We start from the raw sequence: 24,717 nt of genomic DNA on the forward strand, positions 1-24,717 counted from the left end.
AAAGACATGTTATTAACCAAAATCTTACAACTATGGATGCGAAAAAAATAAGCTTAAACGAAAAAGAAATAAAGCCGGTAGTTGATCATTTAAATGATCTGCTGGCTAATTATCACATACACTATCAAAAATTAAGGGGATGCCACTGGAATGTTAAAGGGCAAAACTTTTTTACCCTGCATATTAAGTTTGAAGAATTATATAACAATGCAGTGTTAACTATTGATGAATTAGCCGAGCGTGTACTTACATTAGGTAAACCACCAATTAGTACTTTTGCCGATTATATTAAGGTATCAAAGATTAAAGAGATCAATACTATTGGTTTAAAGGATACGGCAATGGTTAAGGCCTTAATTGATGATATGGCCACCTTAATATCATTAGAGCGGGACATAATGGAAATTAGCGAAGAGGCCGGAGATGACGGTACTAATGATATGATCAATAAATTTATGCAGTTTAAAGAAAAAAACACCTGGATGCTGCGCTCATTTATTAATGAAGATTAATGATACCATTAGATAAAAAAAATGCCCCGATTGTTCGGGGCATTTTTTTATCTAATATTTGGATTAATATCTAAATCCTACAGTAAGGAATATATTATCTACAGTTCTGTTTAAGTTGGCTGACGGTGATACCCCGGTAAGCGTGTAAGGAGTAAGTGTTTGCTTACCATCAACGCGTGTATACGTAGCATCAACATAAAAATTGCTGAAACGATAGCCTAAACCACCACTGATGGTATTGGTAGAAGTTCCATTTTGTTTTAATGGACTACCCATCATACCGTAACCACCACGCAATAAAAACGATGGGGTTATGCGTGCCTCGGCACCAACACGGGCATTTATAGCGCCGCGATAAGTGCTTTTGATCATATTATTATCAAAAGTGTTTGAGTAATCGCTATTGTTATTAATGCGTGTGCTGCTATAGTCAACATATTCTATATCACCCGTAATAAACCCAAACTGTTTTAAAAACACAGATAAACCACCAGCTACCTTAAAAGGTGTACGCATGGTGTAGTTTAAAGGATAATTTTGCGGGTTATCAGTACCGTTTGTAGTACCCGTCAATGTAGTTGATAAGCCTTCGGTATATGAATCACTAATGCTTAAAAAAGTTGGTGAGGTAAATAAAGCACCAAACCTTACGCTTTCAACAAATTTGTACATTAAGCCCAATTTAGCATTAACGCCAGAGCCAGATGTATATTGATCTTGTATGTAAGAAGAGTTATAATTCCTGTCAACCGCTGTAGCGCCATTTAACACCGATGCAGTGCCGGTTTCATTGAAGGTATTTACGGAACTGTAGTTAAGATCGGTTAAAGCCAGACCAAAACCCAGGTATAACTTATTGCTATAATTAGCTCCTAAAGCAAAATTGAACTCTGATTGGCCACCCGTACGGAAAATGGAATTAGATTGATTTACGCCGGGGTATGCATTACTTTGATACGTTGGGTTTACAGCACCGTAAAGGTCTATCAAATTTTGGTTGTAGGCCCAATCGGGTAAAGTTGTACCATCAGTAACTACACCGTTGCTATTAGCTAAACTTGCGTAATAATCATTGATGGAACTATTATTGTTTTTGCCCGCAAAGTAAATGTTTTCATTAAAGTTATTGGTGCGTGCATAGCCCAACCCAAAGTTTACACTTAACCAGCCTTTTGTTTTATCAACACCGCGTGGAGAGTTAATTCTGTTATAAAATACAACCGAGGCGTTATTTAAGTTAAACGTGTTTTTGTTAGCTGCCGTACCTGACTGCCCCAAATAGGTTGAACTGCCTTTTGAATTATTAAATTCAGGCGTTAAGCTATACTCGGTACGGGTAAAAAAACCTAAACCTGCCGGGTTACCGCCAACAGATGTTATATCACCACCTACGGCAACGTTGGCATTTCCTAATGCTTTTATACGCGATGACGAACCGGTTTGAAAGGTTGAAAAGCGTACCGCATCCTGTGCATATTGTGCAAAACTGCTTTTGCTAATTGCTACTATAGCAATTGCGCTTAGTATATATTTAATTTTCATATATAGGTTTATAGATAGATAAAGTAAAATTATGGGCGCGCAGGTCTGCCACCACCGCCGCCGCCGCCACCGGAGTTGCCACCGCCACCGCCGCCAAAGTTACCACCCCCTACAGACTGTGTTTGAGGCGCACTTTGAATAACCGGCTGCTGTTGCGGCCTTGGTGCAACTTCGCGAACCTGGCGTGTTGCCCTTGCGCCATTTTGTTGTGTGCCATTACCATTAACAGTATTAACAGAGCGGCCCTGGCTATTGCTTCCTCTTAATGATGGGGTTGTGTTAGGCATGTTTGAACGTATAGTACGGGTAACAGCCGGATTGTTGCCGTTTGCATAATTAGGACGACTACGAGAATTAATATTATAGCCGCCACCATAACCAACAAATCCACCATATCCTAAACCACCATATCCAATTCCATAGCCATATCCGCCACCGAAACCATATCCTAAACCAAATCCATATATCCCGTTGTAACCATATCCTAAACCACCGTAGCCATATCCCATGTCAAAATAAGGCGAATAACCATATCCTCCCCAGCCATAACCAATACCCATGCCTAAACCATATCCATACATGCTGCCATAGTAAGGGCTGTAGCCATAATAAGGCATATCATAATAGCCAAAAGGCGAATAATAATTAAATCGGTTTATACGTGATGCGTAATCACCATAGTAATAGTAATCATCATCATACTCTTGCTGACTCGCAAGGTATTCGGGATCGTTGATGTATTCTACTCTATCACCCGCTTTTGCTGTGGTGTAATAAACATCATCTTCAATAGCCGCATTACCAGCCATTTTGGTTGTAGTGGAGCAGGAACTCAGCACAGCGGCGCTGATGAGAACAATTCCTAAAATAAGGTTCCTTTTCATATATATGTCAGACTATAGTTAGATAGTAAGGTTTAATAACTTATAAATTTATATTTTTGACCACAATAATAAGTAAATAAACAGTCAAATTCTATTCCACAATTTTATGAGTAAAGGTGTTGTAAGTAAAGATGAAGATTATTCACAATGGTATAATGACCTGGTGATAAAAGCCGACATGGCCGAGTATTCACCTGTTAAAGGTTGTATGATCATTAAGCCCTATGGATACTCCATTTGGGAAAAAATGCAGGCCATTTTAGACAAGATGTTTAAAGAAACAGGTCATCAAAATGCTTATTTTCCCTTGTTTATACCAAAATCCTTTTTCTCAAAAGAAGCCAGCCATGTTGATGGCTTTGCTAAAGAGTGCGCGGTTGTAACACACTATCGCCTCAAAAACGATGGAAACGGTAATATTATTGTTGATGAGGATGCCAAATTAGAGGAGGAACTGATTGTTCGACCAACATCCGAAACTATTATATGGAATACCTATAAAGGATGGATACAATCTTACCGCGATCTGCCTATCCTGGTTAATCAATGGGCCAATGTTGTACGCTGGGAAATGCGTACCCGTTTGTTTTTGCGTACTACCGAATTTTTATGGCAGGAGGGGCACACCGCCCACGCTACCGCTGAGGAAGCTATTGAAGAGACTGAAAAAATGCTGGAGGTATATGCCGACTTTGTAGAAAATTATCTGGCACTACCGGTGGTGAAGGGAAAGAAAACACCCAACGAACGTTTTGCAGGCGCTTTAGATACTTATTGTATTGAAGCTTTAATGCAGGATGGCAAGGCCTTGCAAGCAGGTACCTCGCACTTTTTAGGACAAAATTTTGCCAAGGCATTTGATGTAAAATTTACAAATCGCGAAAATAAACTGGATTATGTTTGGGCCACCTCGTGGGGTGTATCAACCCGACTAATTGGTGCACTAATTATGGCACACTCTGATGATGCAGGTTTGGTATTACCTCCAAAATTAGCCCCTATACAGGTTGTTGTTGTGCCGATATATAAGCATGATGAAGAACTGGATAACATAATCGCTTATGTAAATGAATTGACTAAATCGTTAAAAGCTAAGGATATATCAGTAAAGTTTGATAAGCGCGATACTCACCGCCCGGGAGCTAAGTTTGCTGAATATGAGTTGAAAGGCGTGCCGTTACGTGTAGCTATTGGCAGCCGCGATATGCAAAACGGAACGGTTGAGTTGGCGCGTCGTGATACCAAAACCAAAGAAACAGTTAATCAGGCAGGTTTGGCTGAGCATATTGAGCAATTACTGGAAGAAATTCAAAATAACATCTATCAAAAAGCATCAACTTTCAGAGCAGAGAATACTACTGAAGTGGATAGCTATGATGAATTTAAACGTATGTTGGATGAGCAGCCGGGCTTTATATCGGCACACTGGGATGGTACACCTGAAACAGAGCAACAAATAAAAGACGAAACCAAAGCTACCATACGTTGTATACCTTTAAATAATAAGCAGGAAGAGGGCAAGTGTATTTTAACAGGGAAGCCAAGTAGCCAGAGGGTTCTCTTCGCCAGAGCATATTAAGTTTTGTGAGTGGTTGATTGGGTTGATTAAGTGAGTGGTTGTTTCTAAATTTGAATAGTTATTATAATTGATATCAAACTATTCACCCAATCAACTACCCATGGCCTCATTTACAGAATTAGAAGTTTGGAAACAATCAAGAAAGATTCGTAATTGGATTACAGAATTAACTAAGAAATTTCCGGACAATGAAAAATATAGGTTAGTAGACCAAGTTGTCCGTTCATCAAGATCAATAGGTAATAACTTAGCAGAAGGCCATGGTAGGTTTCACTATCAGGACAATATTCGATTTTGTATTATGGCACGGGGGTCACTTTCTGAAACTCTTGACCATTTAATTGTTGCATTAGACAATAAGTTTATTACTGACGACGATTTGCAATTGTTTCAATTAGAATATGATAGTTGTCTCAGATTATTGAATGGTTATATACAATATCTAAAAAAGAAAAAGGTTGATGAATTGAGCTAGCTACTCACTTAATCAACCTAATAAACCCAATCAACCAACAAATGAAATTCGCAACTAAAGCCATACATGCAGGGCAGGAGCCCGACCCAACTACAGGGGCGGTGATGACACCGATATATCAAACATCAACCTATGCGCAGGCATCGCCGGGCGACCATAAGGGGTATGAGTATTCGCGCGGTACTAACCCTACACGTGTTGCATTAGAAAAATGTTTGGCTTCTTTGGAGAACGCTAAGTATGGTTTAGCCTTTTCAAGCGGAATGGGAGCTACTGACGCGGTAATGAAATTATTATTACCGGGTGATGAAGTAATTACCGGTAATGACCTGTATGGTGGCTCGTACCGTATGTTTACCAAGATATTTGCTAACTACGGTATCAAGTTTCATTTTATTGACCTGTCAAACCCGGAGAAGATCCGCGGTTACATCAACGATAAAACTAAAATGGTTTGGCTGGAAACCCCAACCAACCCTACGATGCAAATTGTAGATATTGCCGGCATAGCTAAGATCACCAAAGAAAAAAATCTGACGTTGGTGGTTGATAATACCTTCGCCTCGCCATACCTGCAAAATCCAATGGATTTGGGTGCTGATGTGGTAATGCACTCGGTAACCAAATATATTGGTGGCCACTCGGATGTGGTAATGGGTGCTTTGATGCTGAATGATGAGGATCTGTATAAACGCCTTTGGTTCATCTATAATTCATGCGGTGCTACACCGGGCCCGATGGATAGTTTTTTGGTGCTGAGGGGTATTAAAACCTTGCACCTGCGTATGAAAGCGCATTGCGAGAATGGCCGTAAAATAGCCGAGTTTTTAAAAACGCACCCACGGGTTGATAAAATATACTGGCCGGGCTTTACCGACCATCCTAACCATGAAATAGCCAAAAAGCAAATGCTTGATTTTGGCGGTATGATATCTATCACCCTAAAAGGAGCCGACCTACAAGAAACTTTTAAAGTAGCATCCTCATTTAAAGTGTTTACGCTTGCAGAATCATTGGGTGGAGTAGAATCATTAATAAATCATCCGGTTACCATGACCCACGCCTCTATACCTAAAACTGAACGTGAGAAAGTAGGGGTAGTTGATAACCTGTTGCGTTTAAGCGTAGGGGTTGAGGATATAGATGATCTGCTGGAGGATATTTCTCAAGCACTAAGCTAAATGGAAGCATGGGTTCAAAATGTCCTTTCAAAATGGAAAGATGAAGGAGTCAAAGTAAACGACGGAGTTTCTTTATCTGAAATTGAGAAAGCAGAACGCATTTTAAATTTCATGTTACCCGAGGATTTCAAAGCCTTTTATAAGGCTGTAAATGGTTTTGAAGACTTTGAGTTTATAGAATCTTGGATTTCATTATGGTCTATAAATAGAATAATTGCTGAGTATAATAAAGAAAATAGATTTATTATGTTCAGCGATTTTTCTCTTTCAGTTTGTCAATACGGGTTTGATAAAGAAAATGGCGATATCTATAAAGCTTATTCTCATCATCAGCAGGAACCATTTGAGTTTCTTACTAAATCATTTAAAGAATTTATTGAATTTATTGATAATGACTCGGAGTTGTTATTTTAAGTATCCATATAATTGATATAAAATCATTCCTAGACTCCAATGTAGCCTAAAACAACCGCCCCGTAGTGTATGGATCTACCAATCCAGCTTCAGCAAAGCAACCCCCTGCCGCGCCAATGATGTATTCACTATTAGTTTACCATTGGTTACTTTAAGTTTTTGCGGTTTACCTACAGTTTCCAGCATACCTGCTTTTTCTAAAGTAGCTATCTGTTCTTTGGTTGGGTTTTGCGGCGATCCCATCTTTTTCCAAACCTCATAGGAGTTGCTGTGCGAGTTATCTACCAGGTATTGTGTTAAGGTAACGTTGGTGGCTTTTAAGCCCGTAAAAGTAACCGCAACGAGCTCTGCAGGCGCTTGTATATCCATATCATGATAATTCCATATCATTAATGATGCTTCCTTAGCGCTTTTAGCCGCCAAACCACCAATATCGGTTTGTGGCCCACGCGCGCTTGAATCAACAAATGTGCGTAGGGGATACATCCTGCTGCCTTCAACTTCCACCCGCTTCCCCGACATTTTACCAAACATTCGGAATACGTTTAGCACCGGTTTATCAACGCCGTTGGTAGCCAGGTCGCGAAAACCGTAAAACCATGGCTGGTCCTCAAACTCAAAGGCCCAGGTAACTGCTCCTTTAAAATTGATGCCGATTTCATCTGCCAAGGCATATTTACGTGCAAAAGATGCCGCAGTATAACTTGGGTACATCGTGCCATTACGGTAAGCATTTTGCGGACTGGTTACCATACCGCACGCCGCACAACCTTCCGGGTCCGACTCGCCAATGATTATAGGTAAGTTTTTAAGCGTAGGGAAGGATGCTACGATGTTGAAGCCTTTTTGGATATCGCGCATTTGCGTGCCTACATTCATACGCACTACGCCGTTAACCAGCGTGGGTGCACCTTTAGCATGAAAGGAGATCAGATCAATAGGTGTACCTATTTTCCCGGTAACATAATTTGTTCCAGATACGCAATGGGTTAAAAAGTCGGTTAAAAATTTAGTACCGCCCCGGCCGCCTGTTCCGGCAACATCGGCGCCGCCTATTTTTGCTGTTGGTAAAGCCCGTTTAACCGCGTCAACTGTATAATCGTATAATTTAAAATACTCTTCGGGTGTGCCTTTCCAGTATTCAATGTTAGGTTCATTCCAAAGCTCCCAGTACCAGCTTTCAACTTCTTTTTTGCCGTATCTGTCAACAGAATGTTTTACCCATTGAAAAACCAGCTCGGCCCATTTGTTATAATCTTTAGGCGGATAGGCCCAGCCGGTAGCGATTGATGATCTGCCACCAGGTGTCCAGCTATGCATGTAAGGTTGTGGGTTTGTTGACAACGCTTCGGGCATAAAACCTATTTGTGCAAAGGGTTTCATGCCGCGTTTAACATAAGTATCAAATATGCTGTCAATAATTGTCCAACTGTAAATGGGATTACCGTTCGCATCCTCGGTATAAGCATTGGTTGATCCCCATTTCAATTTTGGTTTACCATCGCCGGTTACTAATAAACTATGTGCACGCACATATACAGGCACAGGGCTTAGATCTGCTATATGTGAAAGTAATTTTTTACCATCCTTCATATAGGTGTAGTTAGGCTCATCATACCCAAACCAAGCCCACATAGGGTACATATCGCCAACTTCTTTATTTAAATTGACAGTAATAGTAGCCGGCGTAGTGGGGCTTTGTGCAAAGCCGCTAAAGCTTATTATAGTAAAAACTGCTACGGCAAAGCCCAGCTTAATTTTTTTTCGGTAAGATATCATGTTCGTGTAGTTTATAAAGGCTATTTCAAATATAAAAAATAGCGATAATTGTAAGTTGCTAATAAATGACTGTTTTTTTGCATTAAGCAGCAGGCAATACAAAACCATAATGATAGATATAAAATCCTTCCTTGACAGTAAAGTAGCCCAATACAACCGCCCGGAGTTTATAAAAAACGATCCGATTTGTATACCACGCATGTTCACCAAAAAGCAGGATATCGAGATCATGGGGTTTTGGGCGGCAACGCTGGCCTGGGGGCAAAGGATAACTATCATTAATAAATGCCGCGAGCTAATTGCCCTGATGGACGGCGCGCCTTATGATTTTATTATGAATCATGAGGATATCGACCTGAAAAAGCTATTGCAATTTAAGCACCGCACATTCAATGATATTGATACGCTGTATTTTATAGCTTTTTTTAGGCACCATTACAGTAATCATGATTCGTTAGAAGAAGCTTTTTTGCCCCCCGGCCCTCCAATGCGAGTAGAAGAATCTCTTAACCACTTTCGATCCTACTTTTTCTCTTTACCTGATTTCCCTCATCGTACAAAAAAGCATGTATCATCGCCCTCACAAAAATCAACCTGTAAGCGACTGAATATGTTTTTGCGTTGGATGGTACGGAAAGATAATTGCGGCGTTGATTTCGGCATCTGGAATCAAATTAAACCCGCCGACCTGATATGCCCATGCGACCTGCATGTTGACCGTGTGGCACGTAAACTAAAACTCATCACCCGCAAACAAACCGACTGGCAAACGGCTGTAGAACTAACCGAAAAATTACGTGAATTGGACCCAGCTGACCCGGTTAAGTATGATTTTGCCTTATTTGGTTTAGGAATTGAAGAACGATGGGGAAGTAACGCGATAATTTCTGATATTGTAGGGTAATAAACAACCTGTCATCTCGAACATAGTGAGAGATCTATACATAAACAATTCTGCCGAACGTGTGTATAGATTTCTCCTCGTACCTCGTTCGAAATGAAAGGGTTTGGTAGTTTTATATTATATGAGCGAAGATCAAAATATATCCCACTTCTTAACAGGTAAATCAGCGCATACTTTAATGCTTTATCATCACTTTATTAATGAATTTAAAAAGATAGGCGATATAACTGTTGAGTCCACAAAAACCATGATAGGCATATCCAATCAACACAAACGTATTGCCTGGGTAACACAGTTAGGAAAAAACTTTATTCATGTAGTATTCCCGTTTAAGCAGCCTTACGAGGATAATTTATGCTTCCAAAAAGTAGCACAAGTGCCGGGCAGTAACCAGTTCAATCATCATTTTAGGATGTTAAATGTGGATGATTTGAATGAGGAGGTATTGGAGTTTATGCGGTTAGCTTACACAGAAGAAAAGTAATTATTAATGCCCTCCTAAAAACCCTTTTCCACTTTCATGATAACTATTTGATGGTTTATCTCGTGGCCCATATTCATCGAAACGTGCTTCCTTTTTTAGCATAATATATATTAATACAGACCAGATATATGGGAGGCAGATGATAAGAACAGTATTGTACTTTTTTTGCCTTTTAGTGAACAGATTGGATTTTTGTAAATTAATAATAACATATATAGCCATTGCAAAATGCCCAACGAATGGAATGGTTAATATATAGTCTTTTAAGTCCATTTAATATTTTACGCCTCCTCCTTAAAATAAACTTTATAATAATTTAGGTGCTTATCGTCATCAAAGCCTTTTTCAATCAGTTCTTTATTGCCATGAATGTAAATATGGAAATTCTTATCCAGCTTTAATACGCTTTTATAAACCCGGGCCTGTTTTTTTACCGCGTTGTTTGATATTTCAAAGCTATCGGCAATAGGTGTTTCATATTCGTCTTCGTATTGTTGCTTATAGGTTTTAAAGGAGGCTATGGCTTGCGGATTGCCAATAACTTCACCGGTAAATTCATCCAGGTCAAAGGTCTCGTTATCCTTAAAGTACTTCATTGAGCGGTTAAGCAAGTCTATCTTATCCGCTTTGGTAACCTCAAAATCTTCATCAATTTTATTGGTGACAAAGTTTTTGTAAATGCTTAGTGTATTATTGGTTTGGTTAAAATTATCGTTACGAATTTTTAGCTGTAAAAACTCATCCTTCCAGTAAACAGCGGCATCTTGTCCACTGGTAGCTTTATCAGCCACCACTACTTTGTAACCGTTCTCTTTTTCGGTATTGAATATTAATACGCCTTTATCCAGTTTGTTAATATTGATGGCATTTTCCTCATAATCAACCTGGAAACCACCCTGATCAGGATAAACCTTTAAATAGGTTTCTTTATTTTCTGATTTAAATATGCCTATAGCATCCAGTAGTTCGCCTTCAATTTGTACACTGCGGAAATAAGCCACATATAATTCGCCCGATTTTATTTTAGGGTGATTAGCTACCTGGTATAAATATTTGGCTATTTGTTCAGATACCTCATGAAACTTGCTTTTATCATCAAATACCTGTGTAACAAAGTTGTATATCTCGTTAAGGTTTAAGTCGCTGCTGTGCATCAGGTGATAAACCTCGTTTGCTTTTTCAAACGAAGACAAAAAGTATTGTTTTAACAAGCTGTTGATCAACTCGTCTTTTAAAACAAGTGGTTGATCTGATAGCGAGTACATTTCGCTTTGCGACTGGTTACCCACATGATGTACCGAAACAGTATCTAAAGATGCTTCAAAAAAAGTTACCATAATTGGTACGCAAGTTAAGTTTTTTAGTGAATGGATAATGACTAATAGTTGATTGTAATTTGCGACTTTTGTATTTTTATATGGAAGTTTCTTAGTAAATTTGAATATGACAACGCTTACGGTAAGTATTCCCAACGAAAAAGATATACCTGTTTTGCAGGAAATATTAAATCGGTTCGGTTTAGATTACACGATTGATAATGATAAAGATTATTCTTTTTCTAAAGAGGATATAGATGGGCTATTAAAAACAAAGCAAGATTTCATCGACGGGAAAACTACAGCCCGTGATTGGAAAGACATTGAAGATGATTTGAATCGTGCCTACAATTAAACTTCTTAAACGAGCAGAAATAGAACTAACCGATGCTTGTGATTGGTACGAAAAACAACAAAAAGGTCTTTCATCCATATTTCGAAAAGAAGTTTCATATTCATTAAATTCCATTTCTAAAAATCCTAAACTTTATTCAAAGCGATACGATACCGATTTGCATTTTATGGTAATGGGGAAATTTCCATTCATCATAATTTATTGGTATGACGAAAACTTAACTACTGTATTTGTAACTTCTATTTTTCACACAAAAAGAAATCCTGAAAGTTTGCCTGAATAATTATGATCCATCAAGAAGATACCATTGTTGCCCTTGCCACACCTACAGGAACCGGTGCTATAGGTGTTATACGATTATCCGGTCCGGATGCTATTAAAATTGCCAACAGCGTTTTTAGCGGAAAGGACTTGACCAAACAGGCATCGCATACTATACACTTTGGTAATATAGTAGATGGCGATATTATATTGGATGAGGTATTAGCGTCGCTTTTCGTAGCACCAAGATCATATACCCGCGAGAACGTGGTGGAGATATCCTGCCATGGCTCGGCATTTATTATTGAATCCATAATTAAGTTGCTGATAAAAAATGGCGCCCGTTCGGCAAAGGCAGGAGAGTTTACACTGCGTGCCTTTTTGAACGGACAGATGGACCTGTCACAAGCAGAAGCGGTGGCTGATCTGATCGCGTCTAACTCTAAAGCATCGCAGCAAGTGGCTTTGCAGCAGCTAAGGGGAGGGTTTAGTAATCAATTACAGCAATTGCGCGAGCAATTAGTACAGTTTGCATCCTTAATTGAATTGGAATTGGATTTTGCTGAGGAGGACGTAGAATTTGCCAATCGCGACCAGCTAAAAAAACTGATATACGAAATTACACGGGTTATTAATGCGCTGATACAATCGTTTGAATTAGGCAACGCTATTAAGCAAGGTATAAACACCGTTATAGCAGGTCGACCAAATGCAGGTAAATCAACACTACTAAATGCCTTATTAAATGAGGATAGGGCTATTGTCAGTCATATACCGGGGACTACGCGTGACACCATTGAGGAAGTACTGAATATACAGGGTATCAACTTCCGGCTGACAGATACCGCAGGCATCCGCGAAGCTACAGATACCATTGAGCAAATAGGGGTACAGCGTACTATGGAGAAGATAAGCCAATCCGCATTGTTGCTTTATGTTTTTGATGCGGAGCAAATTACACCCGAAGAGCTTAATAGTGATATTGAAAGCTTGCAAAAGCCCGGAATTACATTACTATTGGTAGCTAATAAGATCGATCTTTTATCTCCACAACAAATAGCGACTTTGCCCGTAAACGTCATCCAAGTATCGGCTAAAGAAAAACAGCATATTGACGAATTGAAGAAAAAAATATATTCGGCAGCTGTTAAAGACCAACTATCAGGTAATGAAGTTTTAGTTACCAATATACGCCACCTGGAAGCTTTGCAAAAAACAGAAGAATCATTATCGAGGGTACTTAATGGTATTGATGATGTCACTTCTGATTTCCTGTCGATGGATATCAAGCAGGCCCTGTATTACCTCGGCGAAATAACCGGCGCTGTTACTACTGATGATTTGCTGGAGAATATTTTCAGCAAGTTTTGTATCGGAAAGTAATCCAATTTGTTATTGGTAATACACAATTCTGATTTGTTGTATTCAATATGAAATTTTAACGTTAACCAAGATAGGCGAATTATAAGTGTTACAAACTTCACGCATGCTTTAGTGCGACGATTTGTATTCCTTAACTTTAGTATAAGTACCATATCTCAAGCCAATTATTATAAATTATCTATAATTAAAAATTAATTTGCAAATTAACAATTAGTTAATTACCTTGGTTTGCCAATTGTAATAGTAACAGTTATTTATCTTTTGATCAGCACTTTAGATGGTCATTTGCAGGTATATTATTATGTTACACCCTAACGCTTTATTACCTATGAATAAAATTATAGAAGAAGAGCTGCTCAAAAATGCCATAGAAATTGGCGAAGAAATTATCGACAAAGCTATAATCGATTCACATGGTATTCATTGGAAAACGGTTAATTCAGTAAACAGTTTAGGTGATTTGGAAATGGATGTAGACGAAACAATATCTACTGGTGTTTCCGGCATTATACTTTTTTATATCGAGTTATACAAAGCGACCAACTCTGAAACTTATTTAGAATATATTAATAGCAGTGCTAATTGGTTAATAAATCATTGTCAAAAAAAGCCTGCAACACATGGGTTTTATTCTGGAAGAATGGGCACCATTTTTACATTATTTAAGATAGCTGAAACAACACAACAAGAATATCACCATGCTAAGGCCGCTGAAATTGCTTTGCAATTCAAAGATATATCTTCGGTTCCAATTCAAAATGTTAATCTATATAACGGTATAGCTGGCAGCGTTTTGGGCTTGTTATATTTACATATTCAGATAAAGGAAAACTGGATTTTAGATGCTATTGATGAGGGGATTGAACATATATTAAAGAATGTTAAGTCTAATAGTGTCGGGTTTTATTGGGATAATGGTTTTGCCGAAAGCAGAAGTATAAGTACAAAGCCACTATGCAGTATGCCCCTGGGATCAAGTGGGATAGCTTTACTGTTTTTGCACTTAAGTAATTATTTTGATAATAAAGATTACGAATACATAGCAATGCAAGCTCTCAAATACGAAGATCAGTATTATGATACGGACCAGCACAACTGGTCGGATTTAAGAATTGATTTAGATCATAAAAGTGCAGTGAAACTAAGAAAGTCTTATTTGAAAGGGAAGGATACTTATTTCAAATCAAATAATTATAGTGCTAATTGGATGTATGGTATAGTTGGGCACAGTTTTACACGTTTACTAGCTAATGATATGCTTAAAGATAAATATTCCGAAATTGTTATCAATGGCATTGAAAGAGAATTAAAAGCAAATGATATTGCCCTTAAGTTGTCAAATTATACCCTTGCTACAGGAAAGGGTGGATTGGGCTTATTATTTTTAATCCTATCTCATTCAAAAAGGAATCAGAACTTTTTTGATAACGCTTTGGCTCTTGCAAAAAGAGGGATAGATGAAAGAGCGGCAAAGAAGATATATCAATTTGGGTTTAATATTGAAACAGAATATGAAGATGATAGCCTTTTAATGGGTAATGCAGGTATTGGATATTTTTACTTAAAAATATTAAATAGAGACATGGATTGTATACTGTTCCCTACTTTAAATACTCCACATACAAAAGGAAGCCATAAGGTATACAACTTCAATAAAAATTATGCAGTTGACAAAATTGCCCTTACCTGGTATCCAAATACGTTTTCTGCGATTGAAGATAAATTCAAACTTGACATGTTGGATTTAAATTTAGAGTCATTACAAAACTCCTTAACATCTCACATTTTGCAGACTATTGAGCGTTTGCAAAATCCACAAGCTGATGATGCTTTTAAGTATGATAAAACTAAACTAAAAATTCAAAATGTTAATGATATCAATTGGGGGCATTTTAAAGCATGCCGTACAACAGAGGTTTCGAAAAACGAAAATTTATTGGAAAGTAATTGTAAAGCGGAGTTAATGAAAATTTTTTTAAAGCTTAACCCATATTCATATTTCCTGATCAGTAAATGGAATTGGAAGAATACTCCACTAAGTAATATTTCTGATACTCCCAAAGAAATATATACCCTCTTCTCATTAGGAGAAGAATTTACATTGTCATCTATTCAATATAAAGTTCTTAGTGGCTTCAAAACCCCGCAAAGGGTAAATAGTATATATAAAATTTTTACAGATAATAATGAGTTAACTGAGGAAGATCCTGACTATTTATTGCATTTGTATTTTGATACAATAAGATTTTTTATGAGTAATGGGGTTCTGACATCAGTAAAGCTGCCGTTGTTTAACCAATCATATTTAAATCATAGATATGTTTTTAATGAAGAAATTAAAACGAGTAGAGTTAGTTGAAATAATAAATATTTTCTATTTGGAGCCTACTTTTTTTAAGCGGATTATTCACACCTTACCTAGCGTTTCATATGCACGTAGTATTTAAAATTCTTCAACAGCATAGTCATTTAAATGCAACTTTCAAGCTAGCTTCAATGCTCTTAGCAAAAAACTATCGCGTTACTTATTCAGGACTAAAAGAATTTGAACAAGAAGTACTATCAAAAGGGTTTGAATACTATATAGAGTCCGATGCATCAATACCACCATCTTCAAATAAAAAGCTAAGCTTTTATTTTAAGTTAGTGAACAGAAATCTTCTAATTAGGCGTCGTCGGCAATATGAAAAGGGTAATGCGTTTACCCAGATTATTGATGATATAAATCCTGATCTTATTGTGGTTGACAGCCCTATGGTAAGAAACGCAATACCAATTTTTGAAACAGGTGTTCCATTTGTAATTTTTGAATCGATGGTATCATTAGATCAGTCACCGTTACATCCACCGCTTTGTTCTGAAATTTTACCAAAAAATACCTTCATTAATAAATTATTAATTGGACTAGATTGGAAAAAATATTATCTGAAATTGTATGTTTTTAATCACTTATTTGGCGCAGGATTTCCACCTAAAAAGTCAATTATAAGAGTTGCTAAAAAGACAAATTTCCCTATTAAAGAAATTGATTTTAACCGATACTTTCATATTGGATTGCGCAATGTACCAGAAATTATAGCATCGCCTTTGGAATTCGATTTTCCGAGAATAAAAAAAAACAATCAATATTATTTAGGGGTGTCTGTAATGGAAAATAGAAAGGAAGCTTCACACGACTTAAAGTATAATATTATAAGATATTCCATCGAAAAAGTAGTTTCTTACAATAGATCGTGTAAACCTGAAGACAAGGTGGCGCTCATCTACTGTTCATTCGGCAGTAATGCTGGAAGGTATAAAGGCGTTACTGAATTTTACCAAAAACTTATCAATTTATATAGAAACGATGCAAACGTTCAAATTTTTATTTCTATTGGATATGAGGTTCCTTATCATTTTTTTAAAGATATACCAAAGCACATACATGTTTTTAGGAAAGTGCCACAAGTAGAATTGTTGAAACACATCGATTTAATGATTACCCATGGTGGAATGAACACAATAACCGAGTGTATCATTGCTGAAGTACCAATGTTAGTTTATCCTGGTTTTAAAGATATTGATCAGGTAGGCAATGCATGTAGAGTGCAGTTTCATAAAATTGGCTTAAAAGGTGATGTGAAAAAAGATTCGGCTAAAATGTTAAAGCACAAAATAAATACTGTACTGACGGACGTAAGCTTCAAAGAAAATATACGTAAAATGAAAAATGAGATACTATCGAACGATAACTCGGACGAAATTCTGACCTTGTTTGACCAGCTATTGTTTAGCAATAAAATGAAACAGCCGGCATGTATTGAATTAGTTGAGGAGGAACAGGCATAACTATAAAAATAACCCAAATATGAACAAGCCATACATAGCAACCATCGTTATACCAACCTATAATAATGGTGAATTACTCAACTATACTTTAAAATCTATTAGTCAACAGCGTTTAGATACTAATACTATAGAGGTCATAGTAGTAGATGACGGATCGTCAGATAGGACACTTGATGTGGTTAAAACATACGATTCTCTGTTGAATTTAAAATATTTATATCAGGAAGACAAGGGTAACCGGGTTTCATTGGCCAGAAATATTGGTATTCAAAATGCAATAGCGGATATAATTATATTAATTGATTCCGGTATTTTACTGGATAATGATTTTGTTACTGAACATGTACAACAGCATAACCTAAATGGCCCAGATTGCGCTGTTATAGGATACGTGGTCGGTTTTGACCAGTATGGAGTTGATCTTGCACAAATTGCATGGCTAACCAATAAAGATAATCCAGGTAAGTCTATAAAAGAATACCGAAAAAACAACATGTTTGATGACATGCGTGACCCTTATTATAAAAAGTACAATTTTGATATTAACAACCTGCCAGCTCCCTGGGCTTTCTTTTTAACATGTAATGTATCTATAAACAAATGTTATTTGGATAGGGTAGGGCTGTTTGATGAAATTTTTGACCAGCGTTGGGGCGTAGAGGACTTAGATATGGGCTATAGATTATATATGAATAATATCAAGTTTATAGTAGCACAAGAAGCAATCGCTTTACATTATCCGCATGATTCAACCATGGAGGAAAAGTTTGAAGAAGAGATATATAACAAATATCTTTTCCACAAAAAGCATAATTCGCTTGCCACGCAAACATTTTTAGACACCACATTTATTGAACTAAACGATAAATTAATCGCGAAACAAAAAATTTCCGCTTAAGATTTTTATAGTAACGACCAGATATGATAAATCCAAAAGTAGAACTGAAAAGAACGCAAATATATACCCTACAGTCGCGGGTAAATAACCAAAAATATGATTTGTATGTAAGGCTACCTAACGGATATGAAGAATTTGATGGAGATAGGACTTACGATGTTCTTTATATTTTAAATGGACAGTGGGATTTTGGTTTGATGCTTAGTATTTACGGAAGCTGTCAATATGATGGTTTGTTACCTGAAATGATTTTGATAGGCATTGGATGGACCGGACAAGAAACCGATGAAGAGGCCCAAAAATTGAGTATGAGAGATTATTCTGCATTTGTAGCAGATGGACAACTACGTGGCGGAGCACCTGAATTTTTAAATGTTCTGGAGAATGAAATAATTCCGTTTGTGGAGAACAAGTTTGCAACTAATGATAATAAGTACTTAAGTGGAAGCTCTATTGCAGCTTGGTTTGCGCTGTTTACTGCTTTTTACAACCCCCAATTATTTAGTAAATATATTTTATCAAGTCCAGTAACAAGTTTTGCAAATGGACTTATTTTTTATTTTGAGGAATTATTTTCCAAAGATGCTACTGACTTGGATGCCTATATATACATATCCTATGGTGAATTAGAGCCAAATCAACCCATTAAAGATTTTATAAAGACACTGAACAACCGTAGGTACAAAAGCCTTAAAATAATTGAGGAGGAAATTAGTGCTGTTGGCCATGCAGGTAACAAGCCTATAGGTTACACAAAAGGTTTAGTACAGGCGTTTAAACAATTAAAAGAACCAGCATGATTTTTTAAATAATGCTGAAAGATAATACGATTCGGGATAGATTAGGAATAGCTATAGTTGGATTAACCAGCTATGCAGTAGAACAAATTATTCCTGCTATGGCAAAAGCCCATAATGTTTATTTAGCGGGCTTAGTTAGCGATAGATTATCTGAAGCTATACAGTTGGCAAAAAAATATAAAATTCAAAAAAAAAATATATATAACTATAAAAATTTTGATGAGATAGTACACAATTCAGATATAGATATTGTATACGTTATTCTACCGGTAGCTTTTCATAAAGAGTTTGTAATTCGCGCTGCATACGCAGGTAAGCATGTTATTTGCGAAAAGCCAATGGCCACCAACAGTGATGATTGTTTGGAAATGATAGCTGCCTGCGAAAAATCAAACAGAATGTTAGCCATTGGATACAGAATGCATTATGAGCCTCGCCATCAATACATAATGAACCTGGAAGAAAAAGGATTTGGTAAACTAATTTCTTTTGAATCAGCATTTGGCTGTGTTTATGGTGGTGATGCTAAATCCTGGCGCTTAAACAAGTCCATTGCGGGCGGTGGGGCATTAATGGACCTGGGGATATATACTATCCAGGCAGCCAGGTATACAACAGGGTTGGAACCGGTTGCTGTTACCGCAAAAGAGGAAAAATTAAAGCCTGAATTATTCTCTGAAGTTGACGAAACAGTTTTTTTTGACCTCGAATTTCCAAATGGATTTATAGCGCATTGTAAAACAAGTTTTAATACATTATACAGCTACATCTATATTAAGACTGAAAAGGGAGATATCAAAATTGAACCGGCCTTTTTGTACTCTGGTATAAATGGCGTAACACCCAATGGAGCAATGAATTTTCGGCAAGTAACGCAACAAGCGTTGCAAATGGATGATTTTGCCAATTGTATCTATAATAACAAAAAAAGCCGTGTGTCTGGAGAGGAAGGACTAAAGGATATAAAGATTATTGAAGGTATTTACCGATCACTTGAATCTGGGAATCAAGAATTTTTACAATAAAATCTAAGTTAAGCTATAAATTAAATACCTAACCTTATATGAGAAAAGACAATTTTACCCAGGTACTAAGGCGTTTTGTGCAAGAACTTAGCATACCGGTCACCTTAAAAAGCATTAAGGATGAACTGCAAATACACCCCGAGTACAATAGTCTTATAGCCATAAGTGATCTGTTAAACACATGGCTGGTGCCAAATGCTGCCTATCAACTTACATTTGACGAACTTTTAGGAGCCGAAATTGAAGATCCATTTATAGCATTTATATCGGATAAAGAGTTTGCAGTTGTTAGCCATCTTGACAAAAACTATGCTATTTTATCAAACGAAAAGTGGAACAACCATCAATTAACTATAGCAGAATTTGAGGAAATATATTCAGGCTCAATATTAGTTGCAGAAAGAGAAGCAACATCGGGCGAAGCAGATTATAAGGCAAATTGTAGAAAAGAAACTTATGATCGATTAATTACACCATCAATTTTATTATGCGCAGCTGTAATTTTATTAACATTTTTAATAATTCATTTTGGGTATTTTACGGCAAACATATTGCTACTAATATTGCTTAAAACCGCAGGTGTTGCTGCTGTAGTAATTTTAATTATACAATCCCTTGAGCCAAGTAATCCTGTTTTTAAAAAACTTTGCGGGAGCACATATCATAATGATTGTAGTGCCGTTCTTTCGTCAAAAGGGGCTAAAATTTATGATTTGATATCATGGAGCGAAATAGGCCTATTTTACTTTGTCAGTAGCTGGATGGTGCTATTATTTAATAGCGACAATGTAGTGTTGCTGAACGCCCTAGGGATATTAAATTTATTAAGTCTTCCCTTCACATTTTATTTTATTTATTATCAATGGAAAGTAGTAAAAGAATGGTGCATATTATGCTGCATGGTGCAAGCCTTATTATGGTTGGAGTTTGTTATTTTTTTGCCATTCATATCTAGAGGGATAGTAATTCCGGATTTGGCAGGCTGGGTTAATATGGCTATTGCATTAGTAATACCAATAGTTTTATGGACGTCAATTAAGTCCTATTTAACCTTGCCTAAAACGCTACAAATATTAGAAAAAGAGTTGCAGGAGTTTAAATACAACAAAAACGTATTTCAGGCATCGTTAAATGAAAGTGTAAAATATGGCCTGATAGCGGATAAAGACTCTATTATTTTTGGAAACCGCCAAGCCGAAATTACCTTAACGGTAGTACTTAAACCGTATGGAAAATTGAGTGCAGAAGCTTACCAGGGCCTAGGTTGGGTAGCCGGTAGAGATGATGTTAAGCTGCAGATTGTTTTTGCTACACCTCGAAACTTAAACGATCCAGACTCGCGAGTTGCGATGCACATGCTTTCATTAACAGAAAAGTCATTAAGTAAGGCTATTGATAATTGGTTTAATCAAAACCGAAAGGACTATGATACTTGGTCAGATATGTATCCATCAAATAAAATTGATACGGTTGGTGGAGTTTTAATTGCGAATAATGAATGGTGTCAAATGACGGATGTTTCATCAGTGCCTGCCATATTTATTAATGGACGAAAACTAAAATTAAATTATAAAACAGCCGATCTGAAGTATTTTTTTTAGTAATACGCTTTTTTAATTTATAAATAATAGTTATTAAAATAATCAGTTAAATTATAGTTAACTTTTATCTTATACTTTAGTCATGAAATAGAAATGGTTGAAATTTAGATAGTTGTACTTTTTTTATTTACAATAAAAATTTAAAAATATTTTCTTAAAAATTTAATTTTAATTACATTAGATGACCAATTGAAATTTAAGCCTGCCTTATGAAAGATAATTCTGTTATAGTATTGAGCCAGTTAGTGGCTGCATTAGACATTCAAATAACTCGTCAATCATTAAAGGATGAATTGCAAAAACATCCCGATTCTACTAGCCTTTTAGCTTTAAGCAACGTCCTTACTAATTGGAATATTCCTAACGCTGCTTATGAAATTGATTTTGATAATTTACGCGATAAAATAAATGGCGAGTTTATAGCCGTTACCTCAGGAAGGAAATTTTTATTGGTAAACCGTATTGATGATAAGGAGGTTATTGTATCAAACGAGCATTGGAGGAACCATAAATTAACTATTGATGAATTTAAAGCAATGTATTTAGGGCTAGTGCTTGTTGCCGAAAAAGATGAAACTTCAGGGGAAACGCATTATCCGGTTAAACGGCGTAGGGAAGTAGTTAATAGCCTACGTGTGCCGGTTGTTATAATAGGTGGCGTTGTATTATTTATAGCTTGGCTTTTGTTTAAATCTTCATTTTTTGATGAGCTGAATTTGCAAATTGTATTAATAACATTGTTTAAGACAGTAGGACTATTTACTGCAGTTTTACTGATTATCCAAAGCATTGATTCTAACAATCCCTTAGTTAAAAAACTATGTGGAAGCGACAAAAGAAAAAGTTGTAATGCGATATTATCCTCAAAAGCGGCAAAAGTATCAGATGAATTAAGTTGGAGCGAGGTAGGCTTATTTTACTTTGCCGGTACATGGTTAGTATTATTATTTAACAGTAACAGTTTTTCTGTATTGTGTTTTCTTGCCTTACTTAATTTGTTTAGTTTACCCTATACCTTTTACTCTATTTACCATCAATGGAGAGTAGCAAAACAATGGTGTAAATTATGTTGTGTGATACAAGCATTATTATGGCTGGAGTTTTTTACGTTTATGCCTTTTTTAATGAAAGGTATTAGTTTACCTAATTTAAGTGAGAGTATAAGTTTAATTAGTGGGATGGCTGTGCCGGTATTAGCTTGGATACTAATAAAACCCTACCTACTTCTGTCAAAATTAATAAATCCTTTAAAAGGCCAGTTGAGGACATTTAAATATGATAACGATCTGTTTAAGACCCGGCTTGAAAAAGAGCAAAAACATTCCTTGTTAAACGATGACGATACCTTTATAATAGGAAATAGGGAGGCTCAAACTACAATTACGGTAGTTTCTAACCCATTTTGTTCTGCATGTGCAGGAATGCATGCAGAATTAATTGAAAGGATAGAGAAATTTGAAGATATCAAGGTGCAGATTATTTTTTTAATAAAGGACGATGCCTCCAGAGAATTTGTTTCACATCTTTTGTCAATAAAGCTTAATGGTAATGATTCATCGCTGAATGAAGCATTGCATAATTGGTATGATGGGACTTATAATTATAATAAATGGGCAAGTAACCATCCGGTATCAATAGAGAATACTAATGTGGAAACATTTTTAAATATTCATGAGCAATGGTGTGAAGTTACCAATACTCAAGAAACTCCCATGGTTTATATTAACGGGTATCGGCTTCCCGAGATTTACCAGTTTAGCGACCTTAAATATTTACTTTAAATATCAGCAAAATACTGTCCCGGCCGGACATGAAGATGCCTGAACTTCACTAAAACAGGATAGGGATTAAGCCGACCCCGATAATAGAGGCAAAGTTAAAATTTAAATCTAAATGAAAAAACTTAGTTTAAAGTTAGATGGTAAACAAATGCTATCTAAAGAACAAATGAAGCAAATCAGTGGTGCAAGTGGAACCAGATGCACCTTTTACTGTTGTCCTTCTCATTGCGATGATTATCCATTTTACACTTATTACGGCTCATGCGAGAGCAACGAGCAGTGCCAGTACGCTGGCGAGCAGGTTTTTGAGTGTACTACTCCTGGCGATTATGTAGCTGCCCTGTGTAAAGGATAATCAAGAAGAGCATACGACAAAAATCGTATGCTCTGATTTTAATCTCGCTTAATATATTAATATTTATAAAGTTACTGATCGACTAGATACTTGATAATGGAGGTAATTAAAATTTAAATCTAAATGAAAAAACTTAGTTTAAAATTAGATGGCAAACAAATGCTATCTAAAGAGCAAATGAAGCAAATCAGTGGTGCAAATGGAACCAGATGCACCTATTACTGTTGTCCTACTCATTGCACTGAAATGCCATTTTACACCTGGTATACATCTTGTCCATCCCACGAGGCGTGTCAGGACGTTGGTGAGTTGGTTTTTGAGTGTGCTAATAGCAGTGATTGGGTAGCTGCATTATGTAAAGGGTAACTAACAAGAGCATGTGACGAAAGCCGTATGCTCTAATTTTTACCAGAGTTGCAAATATGAGACAGGCAATTGGTGAGCAGGCTTTTGAGTGCGTTACTAGTGGTGATTATGTGGCTGCATTGTGTAAGGGATAATTAACAAGAGCATACGACGAAAATCGTATACTTAATTTAAATTACATTGAAATTAATCAAATTATTTAATATTATGAAGAGATACACTTTTAACATTTTTGCACTTGTTTTTTTTACCATTGTAACTCAAGCACAAAATTTACCCAAAGTACAGCAAGGCAGCGTAAAAGCTCCAACTAATGTTAAAATTAACGGTAAAGCAACAGAGTGGGGAAACAAATTTCAAGCGTACAATTCTGTTAGCAGGATTCTTTATACGCTATCTAATGACCAAAATAACTTATACTTAGTTGCTTGTATGAATGATTTTTATGGTAGTGATAAAGCCCTGAAAGCCGGAATCACCTTTACGATCAACCATAAATCTAATAGTAAAAGTAAAACAGAATTAACATTTCCCTTGCGCGCCCAAAATCAAAACGGAGATAAAATATCAGATATCTTATATTTTGCTGAAAAATCTAAAGATAATAAAAGTAAAAAAGACTCCTTACAAATCGTTTTAAATAATTTGATCGATGCATCCTTTAAACAAATTAAAATTGATGGGTTTTCAGGAATAGATGAATCATTAATGCCTATCTACAACTTATATGACATACAGGTTGGTATAAAAGTAAATGATCAGCTAAAATATATTTATGAATTTGCGATACCGTTAAAATATCTACAAAACGCAATAGATAGCAACGGAAAATTTAAGTATAATATCAAAGTAAATGGGACGGTAGAAAGGAGCGGTGTATCAATTAACCTTGCCAAACTATCAGAACTAATGCCCTCTAATACAATGTCAGATTCGCTATACGGCGCATATCCAACAGATTTTTCCGGAGAGTACACCTTATTAAAATAGCAAT

At 36.5% G+C, this 24,717-nt stretch carries 24 protein-coding genes; 19 read left to right on the forward strand and 5 right to left on the reverse strand.

Translation table 11 applies throughout. From position 1 onward, the window contains the following. Positions 1-32 precede the first annotated feature (32 nt). Positions 33-512, forward strand: coding sequence for a Dps family protein (locus tag ACYVJ6_RS06685; protein ID WP_460693253.1), 480 nt, complete (start codon positions 33-35; stop codon positions 510-512). A gap of 63 nt (positions 513-575) precedes the next feature. Here the strand turns inward: ACYVJ6_RS06685 and ACYVJ6_RS06690 are convergent, their stop codons facing one another. After that, positions 576-2,054 (reverse strand): OmpP1/FadL family transporter, encoded by a 1,479-nt coding sequence (locus tag ACYVJ6_RS06690; protein WP_460693254.1) that lies wholly within the window; start codon positions 2,052-2,054, stop codon positions 576-578. A gap of 29 nt (positions 2,055-2,083) precedes the next feature. Then, entirely contained in the window at positions 2,084-2,938 is an 855-nt protein-coding gene (locus tag ACYVJ6_RS06695; protein WP_460693255.1) for a hypothetical protein, read from the reverse strand. 106 nt (positions 2,939-3,044) lie between these two features. Between ACYVJ6_RS06695 and proS the strand changes: the two genes are divergently transcribed. The 4 genes from proS (at position 3,045) to ACYVJ6_RS06715 (ending at position 6,587) form a co-directional block, all read left to right on the forward strand. Then, the gene (gene proS / locus ACYVJ6_RS06700) at positions 3,045-4,517 is read left to right on the forward strand and encodes a proline--tRNA ligase (RefSeq protein ID WP_460693256.1); all 1,473 of its coding nucleotides are present in this window, start codon (positions 3,045-3,047) and stop codon (positions 4,515-4,517) included. Positions 4,518-4,617: 100 nt separating this feature from the next. Next, entirely contained in the window at positions 4,618-4,992 is a 375-nt protein-coding gene (locus ACYVJ6_RS06705) for a four helix bundle protein (RefSeq protein ID WP_460693257.1), read from the forward strand. Between the two features lie 41 nt (positions 4,993-5,033). Further along, positions 5,034-6,173 (forward strand): cystathionine gamma-synthase, encoded by a 1,140-nt coding sequence (locus ACYVJ6_RS06710; protein WP_460693258.1) that lies wholly within the window; start codon positions 5,034-5,036, stop codon positions 6,171-6,173. Further along, positions 6,174-6,587, forward strand: a complete 414-nt coding sequence (locus ACYVJ6_RS06715; protein ID WP_460693259.1) for an SMI1/KNR4 family protein — start codon at positions 6,174-6,176, stop codon at positions 6,585-6,587. Positions 6,588-6,662: 75 nt separating this feature from the next. Here ACYVJ6_RS06715 and ACYVJ6_RS06720 read toward each other — a convergent pair whose 3' ends face one another. Next, positions 6,663-8,366, reverse strand: a complete 1,704-nt coding sequence (locus tag ACYVJ6_RS06720) for a GH39 family glycosyl hydrolase (protein ID WP_460693260.1) — start codon at positions 8,364-8,366, stop codon at positions 6,663-6,665. 109 nt (positions 8,367-8,475) lie between these two features. Between ACYVJ6_RS06720 and ACYVJ6_RS06725 the strand changes: the two genes are divergently transcribed. Next, on the forward strand, positions 8,476-9,270 hold the full coding sequence (locus tag ACYVJ6_RS06725; protein ID WP_460693261.1) for a TIGR02757 family protein: 795 nt from the start codon (positions 8,476-8,478) through the stop codon (positions 9,268-9,270). A gap of 121 nt (positions 9,271-9,391) precedes the next feature. Beyond that, the gene (locus tag ACYVJ6_RS06730; protein ID WP_460693262.1) at positions 9,392-9,754 is read left to right on the forward strand and encodes a DUF5655 domain-containing protein; all 363 of its coding nucleotides are present in this window, start codon (positions 9,392-9,394) and stop codon (positions 9,752-9,754) included. A gap of 3 nt (positions 9,755-9,757) precedes the next feature. Here the strand turns inward: ACYVJ6_RS06730 and ACYVJ6_RS06735 are convergent, their stop codons facing one another. Continuing rightward, entirely contained in the window at positions 9,758-10,027 is a 270-nt protein-coding gene (locus tag ACYVJ6_RS06735; RefSeq protein ID WP_460693263.1) for a hypothetical protein, read from the reverse strand. Between the two features lie 8 nt (positions 10,028-10,035). Further along, entirely contained in the window at positions 10,036-11,091 is a 1,056-nt protein-coding gene (locus ACYVJ6_RS06740) for a nucleoid-associated protein (protein ID WP_460693264.1), read from the reverse strand. 106 nt (positions 11,092-11,197) lie between these two features. Between ACYVJ6_RS06740 and ACYVJ6_RS06745 the strand changes: the two genes are divergently transcribed. The 12 genes from ACYVJ6_RS06745 (at position 11,198) to ACYVJ6_RS06800 (ending at position 24,713) form a co-directional block, all read left to right on the forward strand. Next, complete coding sequence (locus ACYVJ6_RS06745; RefSeq protein ID WP_460693265.1) at positions 11,198-11,425, forward strand: hypothetical protein; 228 nt, start codon at positions 11,198-11,200, stop codon at positions 11,423-11,425. Further along, entirely contained in the window at positions 11,412-11,708 is a 297-nt protein-coding gene (locus tag ACYVJ6_RS06750) for a type II toxin-antitoxin system RelE/ParE family toxin (protein WP_460693266.1), read from the forward strand. Before ACYVJ6_RS06745 ends, ACYVJ6_RS06750 begins: the two co-directional genes overlap by 14 nt. A 2-nt stretch (positions 11,709-11,710) precedes the next feature. Next, positions 11,711-13,069, forward strand: coding sequence for a tRNA uridine-5-carboxymethylaminomethyl(34) synthesis GTPase MnmE (gene mnmE, locus ACYVJ6_RS06755; protein WP_460693267.1), 1,359 nt, complete (start codon positions 11,711-11,713; stop codon positions 13,067-13,069). A 328-nt stretch (positions 13,070-13,397) separates the two neighbouring features. Beyond that, positions 13,398-15,428 carry a lanthionine synthetase LanC family protein gene (locus tag ACYVJ6_RS06760; RefSeq protein WP_460693268.1) on the forward strand — a complete coding sequence of 677 codons (2,031 nt, stop codon included), beginning with the start codon at positions 13,398-13,400 and terminating at the stop codon, positions 15,426-15,428. Positions 15,429-15,499: 71 nt separating this feature from the next. Then, positions 15,500-16,897, forward strand: coding sequence for a glycosyltransferase (locus tag ACYVJ6_RS06765; RefSeq protein WP_460693269.1), 1,398 nt, complete (start codon positions 15,500-15,502; stop codon positions 16,895-16,897). Between the two features lie 19 nt (positions 16,898-16,916). Further along, on the forward strand, positions 16,917-17,795 hold the full coding sequence (locus ACYVJ6_RS06770) for a glycosyltransferase family 2 protein (protein WP_460693270.1): 879 nt from the start codon (positions 16,917-16,919) through the stop codon (positions 17,793-17,795). Positions 17,796-17,818: 23 nt separating this feature from the next. Next, positions 17,819-18,595 (forward strand): alpha/beta hydrolase, encoded by a 777-nt coding sequence (locus ACYVJ6_RS06775; protein ID WP_460693271.1) that lies wholly within the window; start codon positions 17,819-17,821, stop codon positions 18,593-18,595. Positions 18,596-18,606: 11 nt separating this feature from the next. Continuing rightward, entirely contained in the window at positions 18,607-19,620 is a 1,014-nt protein-coding gene (locus tag ACYVJ6_RS06780) for a Gfo/Idh/MocA family protein (protein WP_460693272.1), read from the forward strand. Positions 19,621-19,658: 38 nt separating this feature from the next. After that, entirely contained in the window at positions 19,659-21,221 is a 1,563-nt protein-coding gene (locus ACYVJ6_RS06785) for a vitamin K epoxide reductase family protein (protein WP_460693273.1), read from the forward strand. A 209-nt stretch (positions 21,222-21,430) separates the two neighbouring features. Then, positions 21,431-23,002 carry a vitamin K epoxide reductase family protein gene (locus ACYVJ6_RS06790; RefSeq protein ID WP_460693274.1) on the forward strand — a complete coding sequence of 524 codons (1,572 nt, stop codon included), beginning with the start codon at positions 21,431-21,433 and terminating at the stop codon, positions 23,000-23,002. A gap of 166 nt (positions 23,003-23,168) precedes the next feature. Continuing rightward, the gene (locus ACYVJ6_RS06795) at positions 23,169-23,357 is read left to right on the forward strand and encodes a hypothetical protein (RefSeq protein WP_460693275.1); all 189 of its coding nucleotides are present in this window, start codon (positions 23,169-23,171) and stop codon (positions 23,355-23,357) included. A gap of 573 nt (positions 23,358-23,930) precedes the next feature. Further along, positions 23,931-24,713: a hypothetical protein gene (locus ACYVJ6_RS06800; RefSeq protein WP_460693276.1), complete on the forward strand. Its 783-nt coding sequence runs from the start codon at positions 23,931-23,933 to the stop codon at positions 24,711-24,713. The last annotated feature ends 4 nt before the right edge of the window (positions 24,714-24,717 follow it).

The sequence above is a fragment of the Mucilaginibacter puniceus genome, from assembly GCF_054783175.1.